The 18,579-nt window shown below is 66.3% G+C and carries 16 protein-coding genes; 2 read left to right on the forward strand and 14 right to left on the reverse strand.

The genetic code is table 11. The features are described 5' to 3' along the window. The first annotated feature begins 33 nt into the window (after positions 1-33). Positions 34-1,983 carry a phosphocholine-specific phospholipase C gene (locus CVS48_RS26195; protein ID WP_100857006.1) on the forward strand — a complete coding sequence of 650 codons (1,950 nt, stop codon included), beginning with the start codon at positions 34-36 and terminating at the stop codon, positions 1,981-1,983. A 171-nt stretch (positions 1,984-2,154) separates the two neighbouring features. Here the strand turns inward: CVS48_RS26195 and phoU are convergent, their stop codons facing one another. The 5 genes from phoU to CVS48_RS26220 form a co-directional block, all read right to left on the reverse strand. Beyond that, positions 2,155-2,877: a phosphate signaling complex protein PhoU gene (gene phoU / locus CVS48_RS26200; protein ID WP_100857007.1), complete on the reverse strand. Its 723-nt coding sequence runs from the start codon at positions 2,875-2,877 to the stop codon at positions 2,155-2,157. Positions 2,878-3,052: 175 nt separating this feature from the next. Then, the gene (gene rpiA / locus CVS48_RS26205; RefSeq protein WP_100857008.1) at positions 3,053-3,733 is read right to left on the reverse strand and encodes a ribose-5-phosphate isomerase RpiA; all 681 of its coding nucleotides are present in this window, start codon (positions 3,731-3,733) and stop codon (positions 3,053-3,055) included. Between the two features lie 39 nt (positions 3,734-3,772). Next, positions 3,773-5,461: an isovaleryl-CoA dehydrogenase gene (locus tag CVS48_RS26210; protein ID WP_100857009.1), complete on the reverse strand. Its 1,689-nt coding sequence runs from the start codon at positions 5,459-5,461 to the stop codon at positions 3,773-3,775. Positions 5,462-5,544: 83 nt separating this feature from the next. Continuing rightward, positions 5,545-7,071, reverse strand: a complete 1,527-nt coding sequence (locus CVS48_RS26215) for an amidase (RefSeq protein WP_100857010.1) — start codon at positions 7,069-7,071, stop codon at positions 5,545-5,547. Between the two features lie 211 nt (positions 7,072-7,282). Beyond that, positions 7,283-8,722, reverse strand: coding sequence for a DNA recombination protein RmuC (locus CVS48_RS26220; protein WP_242001147.1), 1,440 nt, complete (start codon positions 8,720-8,722; stop codon positions 7,283-7,285). 133 nt (positions 8,723-8,855) lie between these two features. Between CVS48_RS26220 and CVS48_RS26225 the strand changes: the two genes are divergently transcribed. Continuing rightward, positions 8,856-9,557, forward strand: a complete 702-nt coding sequence (locus tag CVS48_RS26225) for a PhoP regulatory network YrbL family protein (RefSeq protein WP_100857011.1) — start codon at positions 8,856-8,858, stop codon at positions 9,555-9,557. 50 nt (positions 9,558-9,607) lie between these two features. Here the strand turns inward: CVS48_RS26225 and CVS48_RS26230 are convergent, their stop codons facing one another. The 9 genes from CVS48_RS26230 to CVS48_RS26270 form a co-directional block, all read right to left on the reverse strand. Beyond that, on the reverse strand, positions 9,608-10,351 hold the full coding sequence (locus CVS48_RS26230; RefSeq protein ID WP_100857012.1) for a DNA-3-methyladenine glycosylase: 744 nt from the start codon (positions 10,349-10,351) through the stop codon (positions 9,608-9,610). Between the two features lie 15 nt (positions 10,352-10,366). Then, the gene (locus CVS48_RS26235; RefSeq protein ID WP_050450406.1) at positions 10,367-10,723 is read right to left on the reverse strand and encodes a Spx/MgsR family RNA polymerase-binding regulatory protein; all 357 of its coding nucleotides are present in this window, start codon (positions 10,721-10,723) and stop codon (positions 10,367-10,369) included. After that, complete coding sequence (locus CVS48_RS26240) at positions 10,720-11,529, reverse strand: ABC transporter permease subunit (RefSeq protein WP_100857013.1); 810 nt, start codon at positions 11,527-11,529, stop codon at positions 10,720-10,722. The genes CVS48_RS26235 and CVS48_RS26240 overlap by 4 nt, the downstream gene beginning before the upstream one ends. Continuing rightward, positions 11,526-12,446: an ABC transporter permease subunit gene (locus CVS48_RS26245; protein WP_100857014.1), complete on the reverse strand. Its 921-nt coding sequence runs from the start codon at positions 12,444-12,446 to the stop codon at positions 11,526-11,528. The genes CVS48_RS26240 and CVS48_RS26245 overlap by 4 nt, the downstream gene beginning before the upstream one ends. Next, entirely contained in the window at positions 12,443-13,570 is a 1,128-nt protein-coding gene (locus tag CVS48_RS26250; RefSeq protein WP_100857015.1) for an ABC transporter ATP-binding protein, read from the reverse strand. The genes CVS48_RS26245 and CVS48_RS26250 overlap by 4 nt, the downstream gene beginning before the upstream one ends. Positions 13,571-13,576: 6 nt before the next feature. Then, entirely contained in the window at positions 13,577-14,680 is a 1,104-nt protein-coding gene (locus CVS48_RS26255; protein ID WP_100857016.1) for a polyamine ABC transporter substrate-binding protein, read from the reverse strand. Between the two features lie 145 nt (positions 14,681-14,825). After that, entirely contained in the window at positions 14,826-15,494 is a 669-nt protein-coding gene (locus CVS48_RS26260; RefSeq protein WP_242001430.1) for a 3-deoxy-D-manno-octulosonic acid kinase, read from the reverse strand. An 85-nt stretch (positions 15,495-15,579) separates the two neighbouring features. Then, the gene (locus CVS48_RS26265; RefSeq protein ID WP_167401057.1) at positions 15,580-16,002 is read right to left on the reverse strand and encodes a group II truncated hemoglobin; all 423 of its coding nucleotides are present in this window, start codon (positions 16,000-16,002) and stop codon (positions 15,580-15,582) included. Then, entirely contained in the window at positions 16,002-18,539 is a 2,538-nt protein-coding gene (locus CVS48_RS26270) for an ABC transporter permease (protein WP_100857017.1), read from the reverse strand. Before CVS48_RS26270 ends, CVS48_RS26265 begins: the two co-directional genes overlap by 1 nt. Positions 18,540-18,579 lie beyond the last annotated feature (40 nt).

Here is an 18,579-nt window from a genome sequence, read left to right on the forward strand (position 1 = left end):
AGATCGAAGTTTGCAGGCCGTATTAATGTTGTCATGAAAGAAGAATCGCGCTTGCCTCTCCCCGCCGACCCACCGTCGTCCATCCAGCGCGCCATGGCGATCCCGCCTGATCGCAAGACGGGCACCCTCTACGACGTGCGGCACGTTGTCATCCTGATGCAGGAAAACCGGTCCTTCGACCACTATTTCGGCACGATGCCCGGCGTGCGCGGGTTTGCCGATCCGCATCTTGTGCCCACCCTGGCCGGCAACGTGCTGACGCAATCGGACGGCGCCACGCAATGCCGTCCCTATGCCCTACAGGAAGAGCTGGCCAGCGACACACCGGCCGGCTTCATCACGCCGCACACGTGGGTCGATGCGCAATGGGCCTGGAACGACGGCCGCATGGACCAGTGGCTGCCCGCCAAAGGCCGCTTGGGGCTGGGCGCCTATACCTGCGCCGACGTGCCCTTCCAGGCCGCCTTGGCCAACGCGTTCACCGTGTGCGACGCCTATCACTGTTCCCTGCACGCCGGCACCAATCCGAACCGCCTGTTCCTGTGGACCGGCACGAACGATCCCACCGGCGTGGCGGGTGGCCCGGCGTTGGTGAACCACTACGACCGGCTGGGCGCGGCAAACGAAGGTTATGCCTGGACCACCTACCCCGAGCGCCTGCAGGACGCGGGCGTGGACTGGCGCATCTACCAGGACATGGCGGACAACTTTCACGACAACCCGCTGGCCGGCTTTCGTCAGTACCGCCAGGCGCATGCCAGCACCGCGGTATCGGCCCCCTTGCGTGACCGCGCCCTGTCGACCCATACGCTGGATGATCTGGCGCGCGACGTCGCCTCGGGCCAGTTGCCGGCGGTGTCGTGGATCATCGCCCCCACCGCCGACTCGGAACATCCCGAAGTCTCGTCGCCGCGCCAGGGCGGCGCGTATACCGAGCGCGTGCTGGATATCCTGACCAGCAACCCCGAATCCTGGAGCCGCTGCGTTTTTCTTGTCACCTATGACGAGAACGACTGCTTCTTTGACCACGCGCCTCCGCCCGCCCCGCCCGCGCGCCACGCCGATGGCCAGTCGGGCGGGCTGTCCACCGTGGAGCTCGACGGCGAATACCACGACGCCCGGCTCGGACACAGCACTGCGCATGAAGACCCCGCCCACCTGCATGGGCGCGGTTTCGGGCTGGGGCCGCGCGTGCCGATGCTGGTGGTATCGCCCTGGAGCCGTGGCGGCTGGGTCAATTCACAAGTGTTCGACCACACCTCGGTGATCCGCTTTCTGGAAGCCCGCTTCGGCGTTTCTGAGCCGAACATCAGCGCGTGGCGGCGCGCGGTAAGCGGCGACCTGACCTCGGCTTTTGATTTCAGCGGCGATCGCGGCCCGCACCATCCCGACAGCAACCGCCACGCCTGCGCGCTGCCCTACGCGCTGGAAGCGGTGGGCCGCATGACGGCCGATGGCGAACACTACCGGCTGACGCTGCGCAACCCGGGCAGCGCCGCCGCCGTACTGCATGTGTACGACCGCCACGACCTGGCGCGCGCGCCCCGACGCTACACCATCGGCGCCGGCGCGCGCTTGGACGATGGTTGGCGGCTGAGCCAGGGCGGCGCCTACGACCTCTGGCTGCTGGGCCCGGATGGCTTTCATCGTCACTTCCAGGGCGACTCCCAGGACGGCGGCACGCTGGAAGCGCAACTGGTCCCCGTCACGTCGGGGCTGCGCGTGCGGCTCATCAATCACAGCGACATGCCACGGCCGGTGAAGCTGGAGTCCCGCATGGGCGACAACTGGCGCGCCATGGCGCACGTGCCGGCGGGCGGCGCGATGGAATTGAAGTACACCGGTTGCGAAGGCTGGTACGACCTAGAAGTCAGCGTCACCGACCTGCCCGCCTTCGGGCGCCGGCTTGCCGGGCGCATCGATGCCGGTAAACCCGGCGTCCCGGACCCCCGGCTCTGCCAAGGCGCGGTGCTGCCGCTGTAGTGCTGCCGCTGTAGTGCTGCCGCTGTAGTGCTGCCGCTGTAACGCCGCCCCCAAGCAAAAGCCCCGACGCGATGACCGTGTCGGGGCTTTTTTGTTGGCCTGCTGGCCTGCTGGCCTATTGGCTTATGGCTTACTGGCCCGTTGGCCGTCGGCCAAAAAAGCCTGGCATGATCAGGCGTCGTCTTCCGACTCTTCCTCGCCGCGCGCCAGGCGCTCGGTGTTCTTCACGCCGGTGTGGCGCACGTCGGCGCCCTTGACCATGTAGATGACACGTTCGGACATGTTCTTGGCATGGTCGCCAATGCGTTCCAGCGCGCGCGCGATGAAGATCATGTCGATGGCGCGCGAGATGGTGCGCGGGTCTTCGATCATGTAGGTGATCAGGTGGCGCAGCGCGCCCTTCCATTCCTTGTCCACTTCCTTGTCGCTGCGCACGACGGCGGCGGCCTGGATGGGGTCAAGGCGGGCGAAGGCGTCCAGTGCCTGGTGCAACATGGTGCGCACGTTGGCGGCCATGTGACGCAGTTCGATCACCGGGATGTGGCGCATTTCGGCTTCATGGATGCGACGCGCAACGGTAGCGACCTTTTCGGCCTCGTCGCCGGAACGCTCCATGTCGGTCAGCATCTTCGACACGGCCATCAGCATGCGCAAGTCGATGGCGGTGGGCTGGTGACGGGCCAGGATGCGGCTGATGCTTTCGTCGATTTCGACTTCGTGGCGGTTGACTTCCTTTTCCCGCTCACGGACTTTCTCCACCAGCGACAGGTCGCCCGTGGCCAACGCGTCGATCGCTTCCTGGATCATGGCTTCCACCAAGCCGCCCATTTGCAAGAATTGCGAACGGACGCTTTCCAGGTCGGCGTCGAACTGCTTGTTTGTATGCTCCGTCATCCGGGCTCCCTGCGTGGTTGGTCTCATTGCATTGCCCCGAAATAAGAGAGTTACGAGATGGGCCTGCACAACCGGCAAGGTTATGACCCAAGTGTGACAGGATTATGAATCGACGCCCCGCCCCCCGCAAGGCGGGGCGGCAAGGGCAACACCCGGGCCGCGCGAAGCTGGCTGCTTACGCTGCGCGGTCCAGCCGGCGGATACCGTTTTGCGTGGCCAGCAGCGCCACATCGGCCCCCGCCAGCGCGAACAGGCCGCAGGTGACCACGCCGGGCAGGTTGTTGACCAGCGCTTCGAACGCGCGCGCGTCCGAGATCGCCAGGCCCGACACATCCAGGATGATGTTGCCGTTGTCGGTGATGAAGCCCTCGCGCAGACGCGGCTGGCCGCCCAGGGCCGTCAGGGCACGCGCCACCGATTCGCGCGCCATCGGAATCACTTCCAGCGGCAGCGGAAACTTGCCCAGCGTCTGGACCAGCTTGGATTCGTCGGCGATGCAGATAAAGCGTTCCGCCACCGAGGCCACGATTTTCTCGCGCGTCAGCGCGCCGCCGCCGCCCTTGATCATGGACAGGTTCGCGTCGATCTCGTCGGCGCCGTCCACGTAGATCGGCATGGTCGACACATCGTTCAGGTCCAGCACCTTCAGGCCGTGGCCGGCCAAGCGGGCAGCACTGCGCTCCGAACTGGCGACGGTGCCGCCGATGCGACCCTTGAAACGCGCCAGGCCATCGATGAACAGGTCGGCCGTGGAGCCCGTGCCCACCCCGATGATGACGTCCGGGCCGGCGACCTGTTCAACGAATTCCAGGGCGGCGTCGGCGGCTTGTTGCTTGAGTTCTTGCTGGGAGAGCATGGCGGGAAGAATGCGGAAAGGTTGGTCAAGCCGGGAAATTTAGCATGCGGCGGCGGGCGGCCAGGCGCGCGCCAGGATCGCCCCGGCATCCACGCCTGCCGCCAGCTCGCCAAAAACGCCGCCATCGGCGTGCAGGCGGCTGGCCACAAAGGCTTGCGCCACGGCGGCAGGCGCATGCTGGATCAGCAAGGCGGCCTGCCACAGCCGCGCCAGGCCGCAGGCGATGCGGCGTGCCTGGAATTCGGCTTCGGGAGTATCGGCCAGCAACGCGCACCAAGCTGCCAGCGCCGCGTCGAACGCCTGATACTGGCCCGCCGCGTGCGCGAATTCCTGTTCCAGCGCGGGCAAGGCGTCGGGTTCGCGCTGCAAGGCGCGCAGCACGTCCAGCGCCATCACGTTGCCCGACCCTTCCCATATGGAATTGACCGGTGTTTCCCGGTAGAGGCGCGGCATCGGCCCTTCTTCCACATACCCGTTGCCGCCCCAGACCTCCATGCACTCCGCCACGGCATCGATGGCGCGTTTGCAGATCCAGAGCTTGGCGGCGGGCGTGCCCACGCGCACCAGCGCGCGCGCCTGGGTATCGACGCGGGTAGCCGCATGGGTAGCAGCGCACGCATCAACCGCGCGCGCCAGACGCAGCGCCAGCACCATCGCTGCCTCGCTCTCCAGCGCCAGGTCGGCCAGCACGTTGCGCATCAGCGGCTGCGCGATCAGCGGCTTGCCGAAGGCGTGGCGATGCTGCGCGTGATGCAGGGACTGCACCAGCGCCTGGCGCAGCAGCGCGGCGCTGCCCAGCACGCAGTCCAGCCGCGTGGTGGCCGCCATTTCCAGCAGCACGGCCAGCCCGCGCCCCGGTTCGCCCACCATCACGCCCCAGGCATCCTCGAATTCGACTTCGGCACTGGCGTTGCTGCGGTTGCCCAGCTTGTCTTTCAAGCGGCGCACGCGGATGGCGTTGCGCGGGCCGTCGGGAATCCAGCGCGGCACGAACAAGCAGCTGAGCCCTTCGTCCGTGTGCGCCAACACCAGGTGCGCGTCCGCCTGCGGCACAGAAAAGAACCACTTGTGTCCCACCAACTGATAGGCGTTGCCGCGACCCGCCGCGCCCAGGGGCACCGCGCGGGTATTGACGGCGCGCAGATCGGAGCCGCCCTGCTTTTCGGTCAACCCCATGCCCACCAGCGCGCTGCGCTTGGCGGCCAGGGGCGCGTCGGCCCCATCGAATTCGCGCGAATACAGCGCGGGCAGCCATTGCCCGGCAAAGTCCACGGCGCCGGACGGTTCACGCTGCAACAGCGGCACGGCGGCAAACGTCATCGCGGTGGGGCACAGCGTGCCGGCCTCAACCTGCCCTTGCATCAAATAGGCGGCGGCGCGCGCCACTTGCGCGCCGGGCACCGCTTGCGCCCAGGCGCGGCTGTGCAGCCCGCGCGCCATGATGCCGGTCATCAACAGGTTCCAGGCCGGGTGGAATTCCACGTGGTCGATGCGGTGCCCGGTGCGGTCATAGCTCATCAACCGGGGGGGACAGCGGTTGGCTTCGGCGCCGGCGGCCAGCGTCTGCGCGCGGCCCAGCCAGGCGCCGTGCGCGGCCAGGTCGCCTTCCCAGGCCTGCGCGCCCTCGCGCCGCACCGCCTCGCGCAAGGCGGGGTCGGTGTCGTACAGCGAATAGTCTTCCAGCGGAGGCACCTGGTTTTGCACGGTGTGCGTGGCAAACGACGACATGGCTGCTCCTGGTAAGGCCGGCTCTCGGTAAAAGCCGCTCTCGATAAAGCCCGCTGCGGTAACGCCCGCCGCGGTAAAGCCCGCTATCTGGCCATGGGCGCCACCAACGCCCAGGGCCGCAAGGCCTCGACCTGCGCCGCCAGTTCCAGCAGCAGCGCTTCGCTACCCAACGGCCCCATCACCTGGATGCCGATCGGCAGCCCATCGGATGACATGCCGAACGGGATGGAGATGGCCGGCATGCCGGTCAGGTTGGCCAGGGGGGCAAAGGGCGAATAGCCGATCACGCCCTTCTTGCCCAGACGGTAGGCCAGGTAATCGGCGTTGTCCATGGCGTACCGGCCCAGGGGCGCGGGCGGTTGCGCCAGGACGGGGCTCAGGAAAAGGTCATGGCCGTGGGCGCCGTCGCGGTGCAGGAAGCGGCCGATGCGCCGGGTGATTTCGTGGCAGCTGTCCACGCAGGCCACGTATTGGGCACCGGATATCGCCCGTGCATATTCACGCGCGCCCAGCGTGGTGGGTTGCAGCTCGTCGGCGGCCAGGCGGCGCCCGCGCTCGGCGACAAAGCTGTCGATGGCATTGGCGGCGGCGCTGGCAATCAGCGGCAGCATGGGCGACAGCACTTCCTCGGACCCCACCGGCGGCAGGGCCGGCACCATTTCATGGCCGAGCGATGCGAAAAGGCGCGCCGCCTCGTCCACGGTGGCGGCGACTTCGGGGTGGATCGCCCCGCCTTCATAGGTGGTGTTGATGAAGGCAATGCGGCGACGCGGCGCACCATGCGGGTCGGCGGCAACACGCGCCACCACTGTCCGGTACGACTCGGGTTGCGCCGGGGCCGCGTAGGGCGCGCCCACGTCCGCCCCCGCGCTGATGTCCAGCGACGCGGCGCAGTCGCGCACCGACAGGGTCATCATGTGTTCGGTGGCCAGGCCGCCCCACCCTTCGCCCTTCAAGGGGCCCAGCGGCATCAGCCCGCGCGACGGCTTCAGGCCCAGCACCCCGCAGCACGAGGACGGGATGCGGATGGACCCGCCGCCGTCGCTGCCGTGCGCGATGCGCACCATGCCACTGGCCAGGGCCGCGCCCGCGCCACCGCTGGACCCGCCCGCGCTGTGGCCGGCCTTCCAGGGGTTTTGGGTAGGCGGCCCGTAGGCGGGCGATTCGGTGGTGGGGCTCAGGCCGAGTTCGCCGCTGGTGGTGCGGCCAAACGGAATCAGTCCGGCGCGGCGGTAGCGTTTGACGATTTCGGCATCCACATCCCATTCAACATGCCCATACAGTACCGACCCCATGGCGCTGGGCAAGCCCAGGGCCGCCGTGCCCAGGTCTTTCAGCAAGGTGGGCACGCCCAGGAAGGGCCGGGCGTCCAGTTGCGCCAGCCGCTGTTCAGGCGTCAGCCCGGCCAGTTCATCGTCCAGCGCCTGGGCCAGGCGCAGCCCGGCGTCGGCTTCGATGCCGCAGGCGGCGTTGATGGCGGGATTGCGCGCCGCCACCCGGTCCACCGCCTGCTGCATCGCGGCTAGCGCGGTGGTAACGCCCTGGGCGATATCGGCGCCCAGCGCCGTCGCGTCGAGGGGTGAGGAATCATGGCGGTCAGCGGTGCTCATGCTTACGATGCTCCAGGGTCGACGGCGAAATGCCGCACATGCCAGGATATCGACAGTCCGCGTGGGCAACAAGCCGGCCCGTCGCGCTTGCCGCGCGCGATGCCGGTTCGGTGGCTGGCAGGCCGAGCCGGGATTCGCCGAGCGGTCCAGGCTGAACCGGATCAGAGCGCGCCGGATCAGGCCGGATCAGGCCGGGCCGGGCCGGGCCGCGTCAGGCCGCGTCAGGTCCGGCCGAACCCGAAGACGTCGTGTTGGGCGGCGTAGCCAGGGGTTGCGCGGCGTCGTCATCATTGACGCCATTGGCCTCATCCGCATCGCCCACCGCGTCGGCATCGCCCAATAGCCTTAAGGCTTCCGCGTCGGGCAAGGCTTCGACATTCTTCAGGTTTTTCAGCATCGCGCGAGTGCGAACCTCGGTCTGGCCGATCTTGTTACTGGCGGTGTCCAGCGACTTCTTGACGCTGGCCAGCGCGTCGCCGAACTTGCCGAATTCGGTTTTGACAGCCCGCAGCACCTGCCACACTTCCGATGAACGCTGCTCGATCGCCAAAGTGCGAAAGCCCATCTGCAAGCTGTTCAGCAAGGCCGCCAGGTTGCTGGGGCCGGCCACGTTGATGCGCAGGTCGTGCAGCTTGTCCAGCAAGCCCGGGCGCCGCAGCACCTCGGCGTAAAGGCTTTCGGTGGGCAGGAACATGATGGCGAAGTCGGTCGTGTGCGGCGGCGACACATATTTGCTGGCGATCAGCCGCGCCTGCACCTCAACCGCGCGGCCCAGCGCGGCGCCGGCGGTTTTCACGCCGTCCACGTCGGCGGCGTCCTGGGCGTCCATCAGCCGTTCGTATTCTTCCTTGGGGAATTTGGCGTCGATCGGTAGCCACACAGGCGCGCCACCGTCTCCCCGCCCAGGCAAGCGGATGGCGAACTCGACCACCGCATCGCTGCCCGGCACGGGCTTGATGTTGCTGGCGTACTGGTCGGGCGTCATGTTGTCTTCAATCAGGCGGGCCAGTTGCACCTCGCCCCAGGTGCCGCGCGACTTCACGTTGGTCAACACGCGCTTCAGGTCGCCCACGCCCGCCGCCAGCGCCTGCATCTCGCCCAGGCCTTTGTGCACGGCTTCCAGGCGGTCCGACACCAGCTTGAACGATTCGCCCAGGCGCTGTTCCAGCGTGGCATGCAGCTTTTCATCCACGGTGCGGCGCATCTCATCGAGCTTGGCGCTGTTATCCGCCTGCAAGGATTGCAGCCGCTGGTCCACCGTGGCGCGCACTTCCATCAGGCGGCGCTCGTTGATCTGGATCAGGCCCTGCAATTGTTCGCCGAAACCCGCCGCAAAGCGGGCCAGCGACTCGGCCGATTCGGCGCGCGCGGCCTGGGCATCGCGCGCCAGGCCGGTGCGCAAGTCGCCATGCGATTGCGCCAGCTCTACCCGCAGCGCGCGCGTGGATTCTGAAAATTCGCTGCGCAGGCCGCGTTGCCCTTCAGCGATATCGGCGCGCAATGCACGCTCGGTGCGCTCCAGGCCTTCCAGCAGTGCATCCAGCCGCGCATCTGGCGCGGCCGGACGCAACCAGGCCAGCATGGCCGCCAAACACGCCAGACCCGCACCGCCCGCGGCTACCCAAAGCAGAATGTCATTCAAAAGAGGCATCTCCAAAGCCGGAATTGTAGGACGCATCATCGCCACGTTGTAAGCAAACGACATCCCTTGATGCAAGCCGAGCCGCCGCGCCCGCGCAACAGGATTAAACTTCCCGCACTTTGAATACAACGTTCGGCCCAACTTGAATTCAACCGATCTTTCTTCCTCTCGATCCAGCGTCTCTTTCCAATCGGTGTTCGGTCCCCTGGACCTGGACGGCGCAACCCCGCTCGCGACCGGCGGCGACCGCCACATTTTCCAGCATCCGCATTCCCCCGACCTGCTCGTCAAGGTCATGGACATGCGCGCCCGCGCGATCTATCTGGAGGCGCGGCCGTTCAAGCGTTGGTACAAGCAGTACCAGCGTGAAAGCGCCTACCGCGTCTATCTGAACGAGATATCGGAATACGTCACCACCACCACCCGCCCGTCGGGCGTGTGGCAAGTGCCCATGGCGCGCATCCTGGGCGTGGCGCAAACCTCGCTGGGCCTGGGCCTGGTGGTGGAAAAGATCACGGACGCCGACGGCAACATTGCGCCCACCGTGGCTGACCTGGCCGCGCAGGGCAAGGTGGACGCGCAGTTCTTCGAACAGTTGGACGAGTTCTTCAACGACCTGGCCGACGCGCATGTCGTGCTGCACGACATCTCCGCCAGCAATATCGCCTGTGGCCAGAACGCCGAGGGCAAGCAGGGCATGTACCTGATCGACGGGTTCGGGGTCTTGCCGCTGATTCCGCTTTACGCCTGGAGCAAGCGCCTGAACCGCAAGCGCATTGCGCGCAAATACCAGGAAATGCGCCAGTCCCTGCAAGCGCGCATCGACGCCGCAAAGGCCGCCTAGCGCGCCGGACGTTGGGGCGCCGGGCATCCGGGCGCCGGGCATCCGGGCTCCTAGCGTTCGGGCGATTGAATTTCAGGCGCCTCGGGCAGCACGACGCCCTGGCGGTCCACCCACACGTAGTCATGGCCGGCACGTTGCCCGCGCCGCAACGGGTTGCGTGTGCAGAACGCGGCGTAGGCCGGATCCACGAAGCGGTAGTGCAGATGCTCGTCGCGCCCTGGCGGGATGCCCAGGCGCGTGGTGCAGACCAGGGCTTGCGGTGAGCCACCCACGTCCTCCACATACAGCGCGCCGGGATCGAAGCGGCGCGCGTCCCACTGCGGCACCTTCAGCCCCAACGAACGGCACAGCAGCGTCTGCCCCGCGCACAGACGCGACGGTGGACGCGGCAGACCCCGCGCATCCGGGTTCAACTGCTGCATGCGGGCCAGCGCCTCGGGGCCGGACAGCGCGTCCGTCCACGGATACCCGGACTTGATCAGCACGGCATTACCCGGCCCGGCGGCGCTGAAATTCAGCGAATCGCCGCCCCGCGCGTAATACATGTAGATGACGCCGCCATCCATGAAGAGCGCGCGGCGCTTGTGGGTGTAGCCCAGCGAGGCGTGGCTGCCCTTTTCTTCCAGGTAGTAGGCCTCGGTTTCGATGATGCGCGCCGACAGCCACAGCCCGTCCACGCAATGGCGGATGACCTTGCCCAACAAGTCGCGCGCCAGCGTGCAGGCATCGCGATCAAAAAAGGCATCGGGCAGCGCCTGGCCGGCGCCGCGCGATGCCTGGATGGGGGACGCCATCGCAGCCGGGTGGCGTCAGGCGAAACGTTCGCCGTAGCGCTTTTCGCTAAAGCCCACGGTGACCTCGCCATCGGGCGTCACGGTGACCGGGCGGCGCACCAAGGCCGGGTATTCGGCAATCAGGTCGCTCCATTGCTTGTCCGTCGCGGCCGACTTGCGGTCTTCCGGCAGGTTGCGCCAGGTCATCGATGAGCGGTTGACCAGCTTTTCCCAACCGCCGACCTTGTCGGACCACGATTTCAGCGTGGCCGCCTCAACCGGGTGATCGCGGTAATCCACGAACACATGGTCGACGCCGTGTTCTGACAGCCAGTCGCGCGCCTTGACGCAGGTGCTGCACTTGGTCAGGCCATACAGGGTGGTTTGCTTCATTTGGATTCAGATTCCTTGCGCCATTGCAGGCGGTTGGCCAGGATCACGCACGTGCCCACGGCCAGGATGAACAAGGTGGCCAGCGCGTTGATCTCGGGTTTGAGCCCCAGGCGCACCCGCGAAAACACTTCCATCGGCAGCGTGCTGGAGCTGGGGCCGGACAGGAACGACGCCAGCACCACGTCGTCCAGCGACAGCGTGAACGACAACAACCAGGCCGACGCCAGCGCCGGCGCGATCAGCGGCAGCGTGATCTTGAAGAACACGGTGATGGGGGTTGCGCCCAGGTCCAGCGCGGCCTCTTCCAGCGAGCGGTCCAGGTCGCGGATGCGGGTCTGGATGACGACGGCCACAAACGCCATGCATAGCGTCACGTGCCCCACCCAGATGGTGAACACGCCATTTTCAGAGGGCCAGCCCAGGCTGCCGCGCAGTTCCACGAACATCAGCAGCAAGGAAATTCCCAGCACCACTTCCGGAATAACCAGCGGCGCGCTCAGCATGCCCACGTACAGCGAAAAGCCACGGAAGCGTCCCATGCGCCCCAGCACATAGCCGGCCCACGTACCGATGATGACGGCGGCCGTGGCCGTCAGCGCCGCGATGCGAAACGACAGCCACGCGGCCCGCAAGAGCGCGTCGTCGTTGACCAGCGCGTGATACCAGCGAAACGAGAAGCCCGCCCACGACGTGACGGTGGGCGACTCGTTGAACGAGAACACCATCAGGCTGATAATGGGCACATACAGGAAGAAGTACCCCAGGCCCAGCACCACGGCGCGCAATGTCTTGTTGGGACCCTTCATTTGCGGCCTCCGTTGGCTTGTTCCTGCTGTTTGACCTGGTTGTACTGGAAGTAAACCAAGGGCACGAGCAGCAGCAGTACCATCACGCAGGTCACCGCCGACGCCATGGGCCAGTCCGCGTTATTGAAGAACTCGTTCCACATGACGCGGCCCATCATCAGCGTGTTGGCGCCGCCCAGCATTTCGGGGATGACGTATTCGCCCACGGCCGGAATGAATACCAGCATGGCGCCCGCTATCACGCCCTGGCGCGATAGCGGCACGGTGATCTGCCAGAACGCCTGCCAGGGCTTGGCGCCCAGGTCGTAAGCCGCTTCCAGCAAGCGCAGATCCATCTTCACCAGCGTGGCGTACAGCGGCAGGATGAAGAACGGCAGGTACGCATAGACCATGCCGATGTAGACCGCCACGTCGGTGCGATAGATTTCCAGCGGGCTGGAAATAATGCCCAGGCTTTGCAGCAGGTTGTTCAACAGGCCATCGTTACGCAGGATGCCCACCCACGCATAGACGCGCAGCAGCAGCGACGTCCAGAACGGCAGGATCACGCCCAGCAGCAGCAGGTTGCGCACCCGTGGCGACGAGCGCGCGATGTAATACGCAATGGGATAACCGATCAGCACGCAGATCAGCGTGGTGATGCCGGCGATCTTCACTGAACTGAGGTAGGTCTTGAAGTACAGGCTGTCGGTAAACAGCAGGATGTAGCCGCGCAGGTGCAGGCTGAACTGCACCGCTTCGTCCTGGAATTGCGCCAGCGGCGTATACGGCGGAATGCCGAATTCCACTTCGGCAAAGCTGATCTTCAATACCAGCAGGAAGGGCAGCAGCAGGAACAGCACCAGCCAGGCAAACGGCGGCACCACCGCCAGCGCCCGGCCGGAAGGCAACCAGTCGCGGGGCGAAAAGCGGATCATGACGCCAGCACCGTCGCGCTGTCTTCGCCCCAGCTGACGAAGATTTCTTCGTCGATGCCCGGCGCGTCCATCTGCGCCAGCAGCAGGCTGGGCACGCTGGCTTCCACCGTCTTGCCGGAATCCAGGCGGATCTGATAGAGCGCGTAGCTGCCCATCCACGCCATGTGGCTGACCATGCCGTGCGCCCAGTTGTATTCACCCGGCGGTTGCTCGCGCGACACCACCAGGCGCTCGGGCCGGATGGAGACGTGCACTTCCATGCCCAGCGGCTCGCTCACGCCGTGGTTCACGAACAAAGGCCGCGTCAATTCGCCGCATTCGATGGCGACGTGGTCGGGCTCGTCCACCACGATGGTGCCGGTGAACATATTGGTCGACCCGATGAAGCTGGCCACGAAGCGCGAGTTCGGAAAGGCATAGACGTCTTGCGGCGTGCCGCACTGGACGATCTGGCCTTCGGTCATGACGGCTAGGCGGTGCGCCATGGTCATGGCCTCTTCCTGGTCGTGCGTCACCATGATGCAGGTCACGCCGACCTGTTCAAGAATCTTCACCAGTTCAATCTGCGTCTTCTGGCGAATCTGCTTGTCCAGCGCGGACATCGGTTCGTCCAGCAACAGCAGCTTGGGTCGCTTGACCAGGCTGCGCGCCAGCGCCACGCGCTGCTGCTGGCCGCCCGACAGCTGGTTCGGCTTGCGGCGCGAATAACCGGCCATCTGGACCAAGTCCAGCGCTTCGAACACGCGGTCGTGAATTTCGGCGCGGTCCACGCCTTCCTGCTTCAGGCCGAACGCCACATTGGCTTCAACCGTCATGTGCGGGAACAGGGCGTAGGACTGGAACATCATGTTCACGGGCCGGCGGTACGGCGGCACGGCAGTGATGTCCTCTCCGTCCAGCAGGATTTGCCCGGAGGTTGCGTCCTCAAAGCCCGCCAGCATGCGCAGCAAGGTGGATTTGCCGCTGCCGGAGCTTCCCAGCAGCGCAAAGATCTCGTTGCGCTTGACGGACAGGTTGACGGAACGCACGGCGACCACATCGCCAAAGATCTTGACCACATCGGACACCCGGACGAATTCGTCCGGGTCGGCCGTATGCGGCGCCGAGTAACGGCTATCGCTCATGATGACTTATCTTCCAGACTTCAGCTCGGACCACATCCGGTTTTGCAGGCGTTGAATGTTCAAGGGCAGCGCCTTGATCACATACAGGGTCTTGGAGACCTCCGCCGGCGGATAGATCATGGGGTTGTCGGCCACGTCCTTCACCACGTATTTCCGCGCCTCTTTGTTGGCGTTGGGATAGAACATGGTGTTGGTGATGGCGGCGTGCACCTGCGGCGTTTCGATGTAGTTGATGAACGCCAGGGCTTCCTCGGGATGCGGCGCATCCTTCGGAATGACCATCAGGTCGAACCACGCGGGCGCGCCGCCCTTCGGAATGAAGTAGTTCACTTCATACGACTTCTTGGCCTCTTGCGCGCGCTTGCGGGCGATCATCACGTCGCCCGAAAAACCGTAGACCATGCACAGGTCGCCCACGGCCAGCTCATCGATATAGCCCGACGAACTGAACTGGCGGATGTACGGGCGGATCTGCTTCAAGACATCCAGCGCGGCCTTGTAGTCGTCGGCGTTGGTGCTGTTGGGATCCTTGCCCAGGTACTTCAGCACGGCCGGGAACACCTGCGCAGCTTCGTCCAGCATCGAGATGCCGCACTCTTTCAGCTTGGCGGCATTCTCGGGCTTGAAGATCATGTCCCAGTTGGCCAGGTCTACGTTGTCGCCCATGATCTGCTTGACCTTGGTGACGTTGTAGCCCAGGCCGTTGGTGCCGTAGCCCCACGGAATGGCGTGCTCGTTGCCCGGGTCGACCGAGGCGACCAGCGCCATCAGTTCCGGGTCCAGGTACTTCCAGTTGGGAATCTTGGACTTGTCCAGCTTCTGGAACAGCCCGGCCTGGATCTGGCGCGAGGCGTAATGGGTGGAGGGGACAACAACGTCGTACCCCGACTTGCCGGCAAGCAGCTTGGCTTGCAGCGTGTCGTTGCTGTCATAGACGTCATAGCGGACCTTGATGCCGGTTTCCTTTTCGAAACCCGGAATCGTGTCCGGCGCCGTGTATTCGGCCCAGTTGTAGACGTTGACGACCTTGTCCTGCGCGACCGCCGACGATGCCGATGCCGCGACCAACACCGCGCCAAGCGCCCAGCGCATTCCCGCCCTTAGTTCCATTACAAGCCCCCTTGCCGTATGCCGTGTATGTCAGGACTACCAAAAGGCGAAATGATAAAGCCTTTTAGCGATGGCCTGCCCAACTTTAGCGGCGAATTGGCGCATTTGAAGGCTGATCGCGACGGCAACGCCCCTTTGCGGTGGTTCAGGGTTGGACGCCCACGCCCCAGGCGGTCCAGTAGCTGTCGCGCAGCTTCATCCAGAAGCGGTCGCCCTCGTCGCCCGCCACCTTGACGAGCGAGCGGCGCAACCGGTCCAGATTGCTCTGGCGCTGGCGTTCGGACAGCGCCCCCAGCGTGCCGCGGTCGAAATCGATCAGCCAGACCCGGTTGTCGCCACCGATCAGGATATTGAAGGCGTTCAAGTCGGCGTGCCAGACGCCGGCACGGTGCATGCGGACAATGGCCTGCGCCACCGCGCCCCAGAGCGGCTCGGCCAGCGCGTGGGCCAGCGGCCGCACGCCCGGAATGCGTTCCACCACGATGGCCGCGCGGTAGATCGGGCCTTGGCGCCAGTAGGCGGCGGCCAAAGGCGCCGGCACGTCCAGCCCCTGCGCGCGCATCTCGGCCAGCAAGCGGAATTCGCGGAAGCTGCGAGTGCGGTCCTCGCCGTTCCAAAGATAGGCGTCGCGGCTGATGCGGGCGATCATGCCGCCGCGCCGGTAGCGCCTCAACACGCCCTGCCAGCCCGCGCCCTGCACGAACCAGGCGGCTTGGCGGCCACCGGCGTCCACCGGGCGGGCGCGGTCGCCGTAATGGGACGGGTTGAAAATGTCGGGGCCGGCGTCCGCCAAGCGCGATGCATCGCTCAACATGGCGCCCGCAAGCGGACCCGCCCAGGATTGGCGCAGCGCGCCGGATCGCGCGTCGACAGCGCGCGCGCCGTCAGCCTTCACGCCGTCAACCTTCACGATTGCGCATCCAGTCGGCCACGCCGTAGAAAGATTCCAGCAGCCGCTCCGCGAGCGCCGGGTCGATGCCCTGGTCTTCCATGGCCCGCCCGATGCAGATCACCCACTGGTCGCGCTCGACCTGGCCGATGGAAAACGGCAGGTGCCGCGCGCGCAGCCGGGGGTGGCCGAAGCGTTCGATGTAGTGGTCCGGCCCGCCAAAATAGCCGCACAGGAACCAGAACAGCTTGTTGCGCGCCTCGTCCAGGCTGGGGCCGTGGGCGGCGCGCAGTTCTTTCAGGTCGGGCTCCATGTCCATCAGGTCATAGAAGCGGTCGACCAGCGCGCGCACGCCGGGCTCGCCGCCAAGAAGGTCAAAAATGCTGCTGGAATTTTCCACAGGTTCGCTAATGGTATGGACGCGGGTCGTCATCAGGTTTCTCGAAGGGTGACCAGGGGCGGCGTGCGCAACACGCCGCGCAGGGCCAGGGCGCCGCCCGCCCAGGCGCCCAGCATGCCCGCGCCGATGCCGGTCAGCCACGGCCACAGGCTCAGGGTAATGGTGAAGTCAAACACCTGGGTTGACAGGACCCAGGCAATGGCGGTGGCCCCGGCTGCCGCCAACAGGCCGGCCAGCCCCCCCACCGCCCACAGTTCAATCCGCTGCGAGCGCGCCAATTGCGTGCGCGTGGCGCCCAGCGCTCGCAGCACCGCCGCTTCGCGCATGCGCTCGTCGCGGGTGGCCGTCAGCGCCGCCGACAGCACCAGCACGCCGGCAGCCAGCGTGAACAGGAACAGCAACTGGACCGCCTTGCCCACTTCGTTCAGCACCGACTGCAATTGCTGCAGGATGGCGCTGACGTCGAACACGGTCAGGTTCGGAAATTCGCGCACCAGCGCGGGCAGCACCGCCCCTTTTTCGGGCGGCAGGTAAAAGGATGTGATCCAGCTTTGGGGCATGTCGGCCAGCGCGGCGGGGCTCAGGATGGCAAAAAAGTTGACGCGCATCGTATCCCAATCCACCCGCCGGGTGCTGGTGACGGTCGCTTCCACCTGCTGGCCGGCCACATCGAAGGTCATCTTGTCGCCCAGGTTCAGGCCCAGCGACTTGGCTAGACCCGACTCCAGCGATACCTCGGGCGCCGTTGCGTTTGGGGACAGCCAACGGCCCTGCTCGATCTTGTTGGACGACGGCATCTCGTCGTCATAGGACAGGTTGAACTCGCGGTCCACCAGGCGCTTGGCGCGGGGTTCTTCGTAGTCGTCCGGGCCCACCGGCTTGCCGTTAATGGCGATCAAGCGCCCGCGCACCATCGGCGACAGCGTGATGCCGCCCAAGCCCTCGCGGGCCAGCGCGTCGCTGACGGGTTGGCGCTGGTCGGGCTGCACATTGATCAGGAATCGGTTGGGCGCGTCTGCCGGCATGGTGCGCTGCCAGCCCTGGATCAGGTCGGTGCGCGTCATGGTCAAGAGCAGCAGCGCCATCAGCCCGACGGCCAGCGCGCAGACCTGGGTGATGGTGGCGGCGCGGCGGCGCACCACGCCCGCCAGCGCGAAACGCAGCGCGGGAAACCCCGAGGCCAGCCCGCGCACCCGCGCCAGGCCCAGCACGCACAACCACGCCACCAGCGCGAACACGGCGAAGGCGCCCAGAAAGCCCCCCGCCACCACCGCACCCAGCTTGGCGTCGCCCGCGAACCACCAGATCAGCAGCGCAAAGCCCGTGGCGCCCACCACGTAGCCGAACGCGCTGCGGGCGCTCAGCGTGTCGGCATCCCGCCGCAGCACGCGGGCGGGCGGCACGTGGCGCAGTTGCGCCAGCGCGGGCAAGGCAAAGCCCAGCAACAGCAACAAGCCGGTCAACACGCCTTGCAAGGCGGGAATGGCGGACGGCGCGGGCAGGCTGGTGTCGATCAAGGAACCCAGCAGCATCACCAGCACCTGGTGCACGGCAAAGCCCAGCAGGCAGCCCGCAGCCGATGAAAACAGGCCCACCAGGGCAAACTCCAGCGTCAGCATGCGCGAGATCTGCGATTGCACCGCCCCCAGGCAACGCATGACGGCAATGCCGTCGCGATGCCGGGTCATGTAGCGGCCCGCCGCCAGCGCCACCGCCACGGCGGATATCAGCACCGCCAGCAAGGCAACCAGCGACAGGAAGCGCTGCGCGCGATCCAGCGTACGGCGCACCTCCGGCCGGCCCGACTCCAGGGTGGCCACTTTTTGCCCGCGCTTTAAGTTTTGATTCAGCCACGTGGCGTAGCCCGCCACGGCGTCCGGTTGGCCCGCAACCAGCATGGCGTAGCCGATGCGGCTGCCGGGCGCGATCAGGCCGGTAGCCGGCAAGTCGCTGGCGCGGAACAGCACGCGCGGCGCCACGTTGACGAACTGCATCCCGCGATCGGGCTCGTACGTAATGACGCGGTCCACGCGCAGGTGGGCGTCGCCCACGTTCAGCGTGTCGCCCACTTTCAGGTTCAGCAGCGACAGCAGTTGGGCATCCACCCACACCGCGCCCTCGGGCGGGATGTCACGGGTGACGGCGTCAGGGGCGAACGGGGCCTCGGCCACGCGCAAGGCGCCGCGCAGCGGGTAGCCCGGCTCCACCGCTTTCAACGCGGCCAGTTGCGCGCCATCGCCGGCGCCGACCATGGACGGAAATTGCATCGTGCTGGACAGGGTCAGGCCGCGTTCGCGGGCCTGATCCAGAAATGGCGCGGGCACCGGTTCGTCGGCATCCAGCACGAGATCAGCGCCCAGCATCTGACCGGCGTCGCGTTCCAGCGCCCGGCTGACGCGGTCGGCCAGAAAGCCCACGCTGGTCACCGCGGCCACCGCCACCACCAGCGCCAGCACCAACAAGCGCAGCTCGCCCGCCCGGGCGTCGCGCATCATCATCCTGGCGCCCAGGCGCAGGGTGGACCAGAAACCGGGGCGCTTGGCCTGTGACATATCAGGGAAATCCATCATTCATCAATGTTAAAAACCGCCTAAACGGCGTCCGAATCCC

It is taken from the genome of Achromobacter spanius (assembly GCF_002812705.1).
Classification (GTDB): domain Bacteria; phylum Pseudomonadota; class Gammaproteobacteria; order Burkholderiales; family Burkholderiaceae_B; genus Achromobacter; species Achromobacter spanius.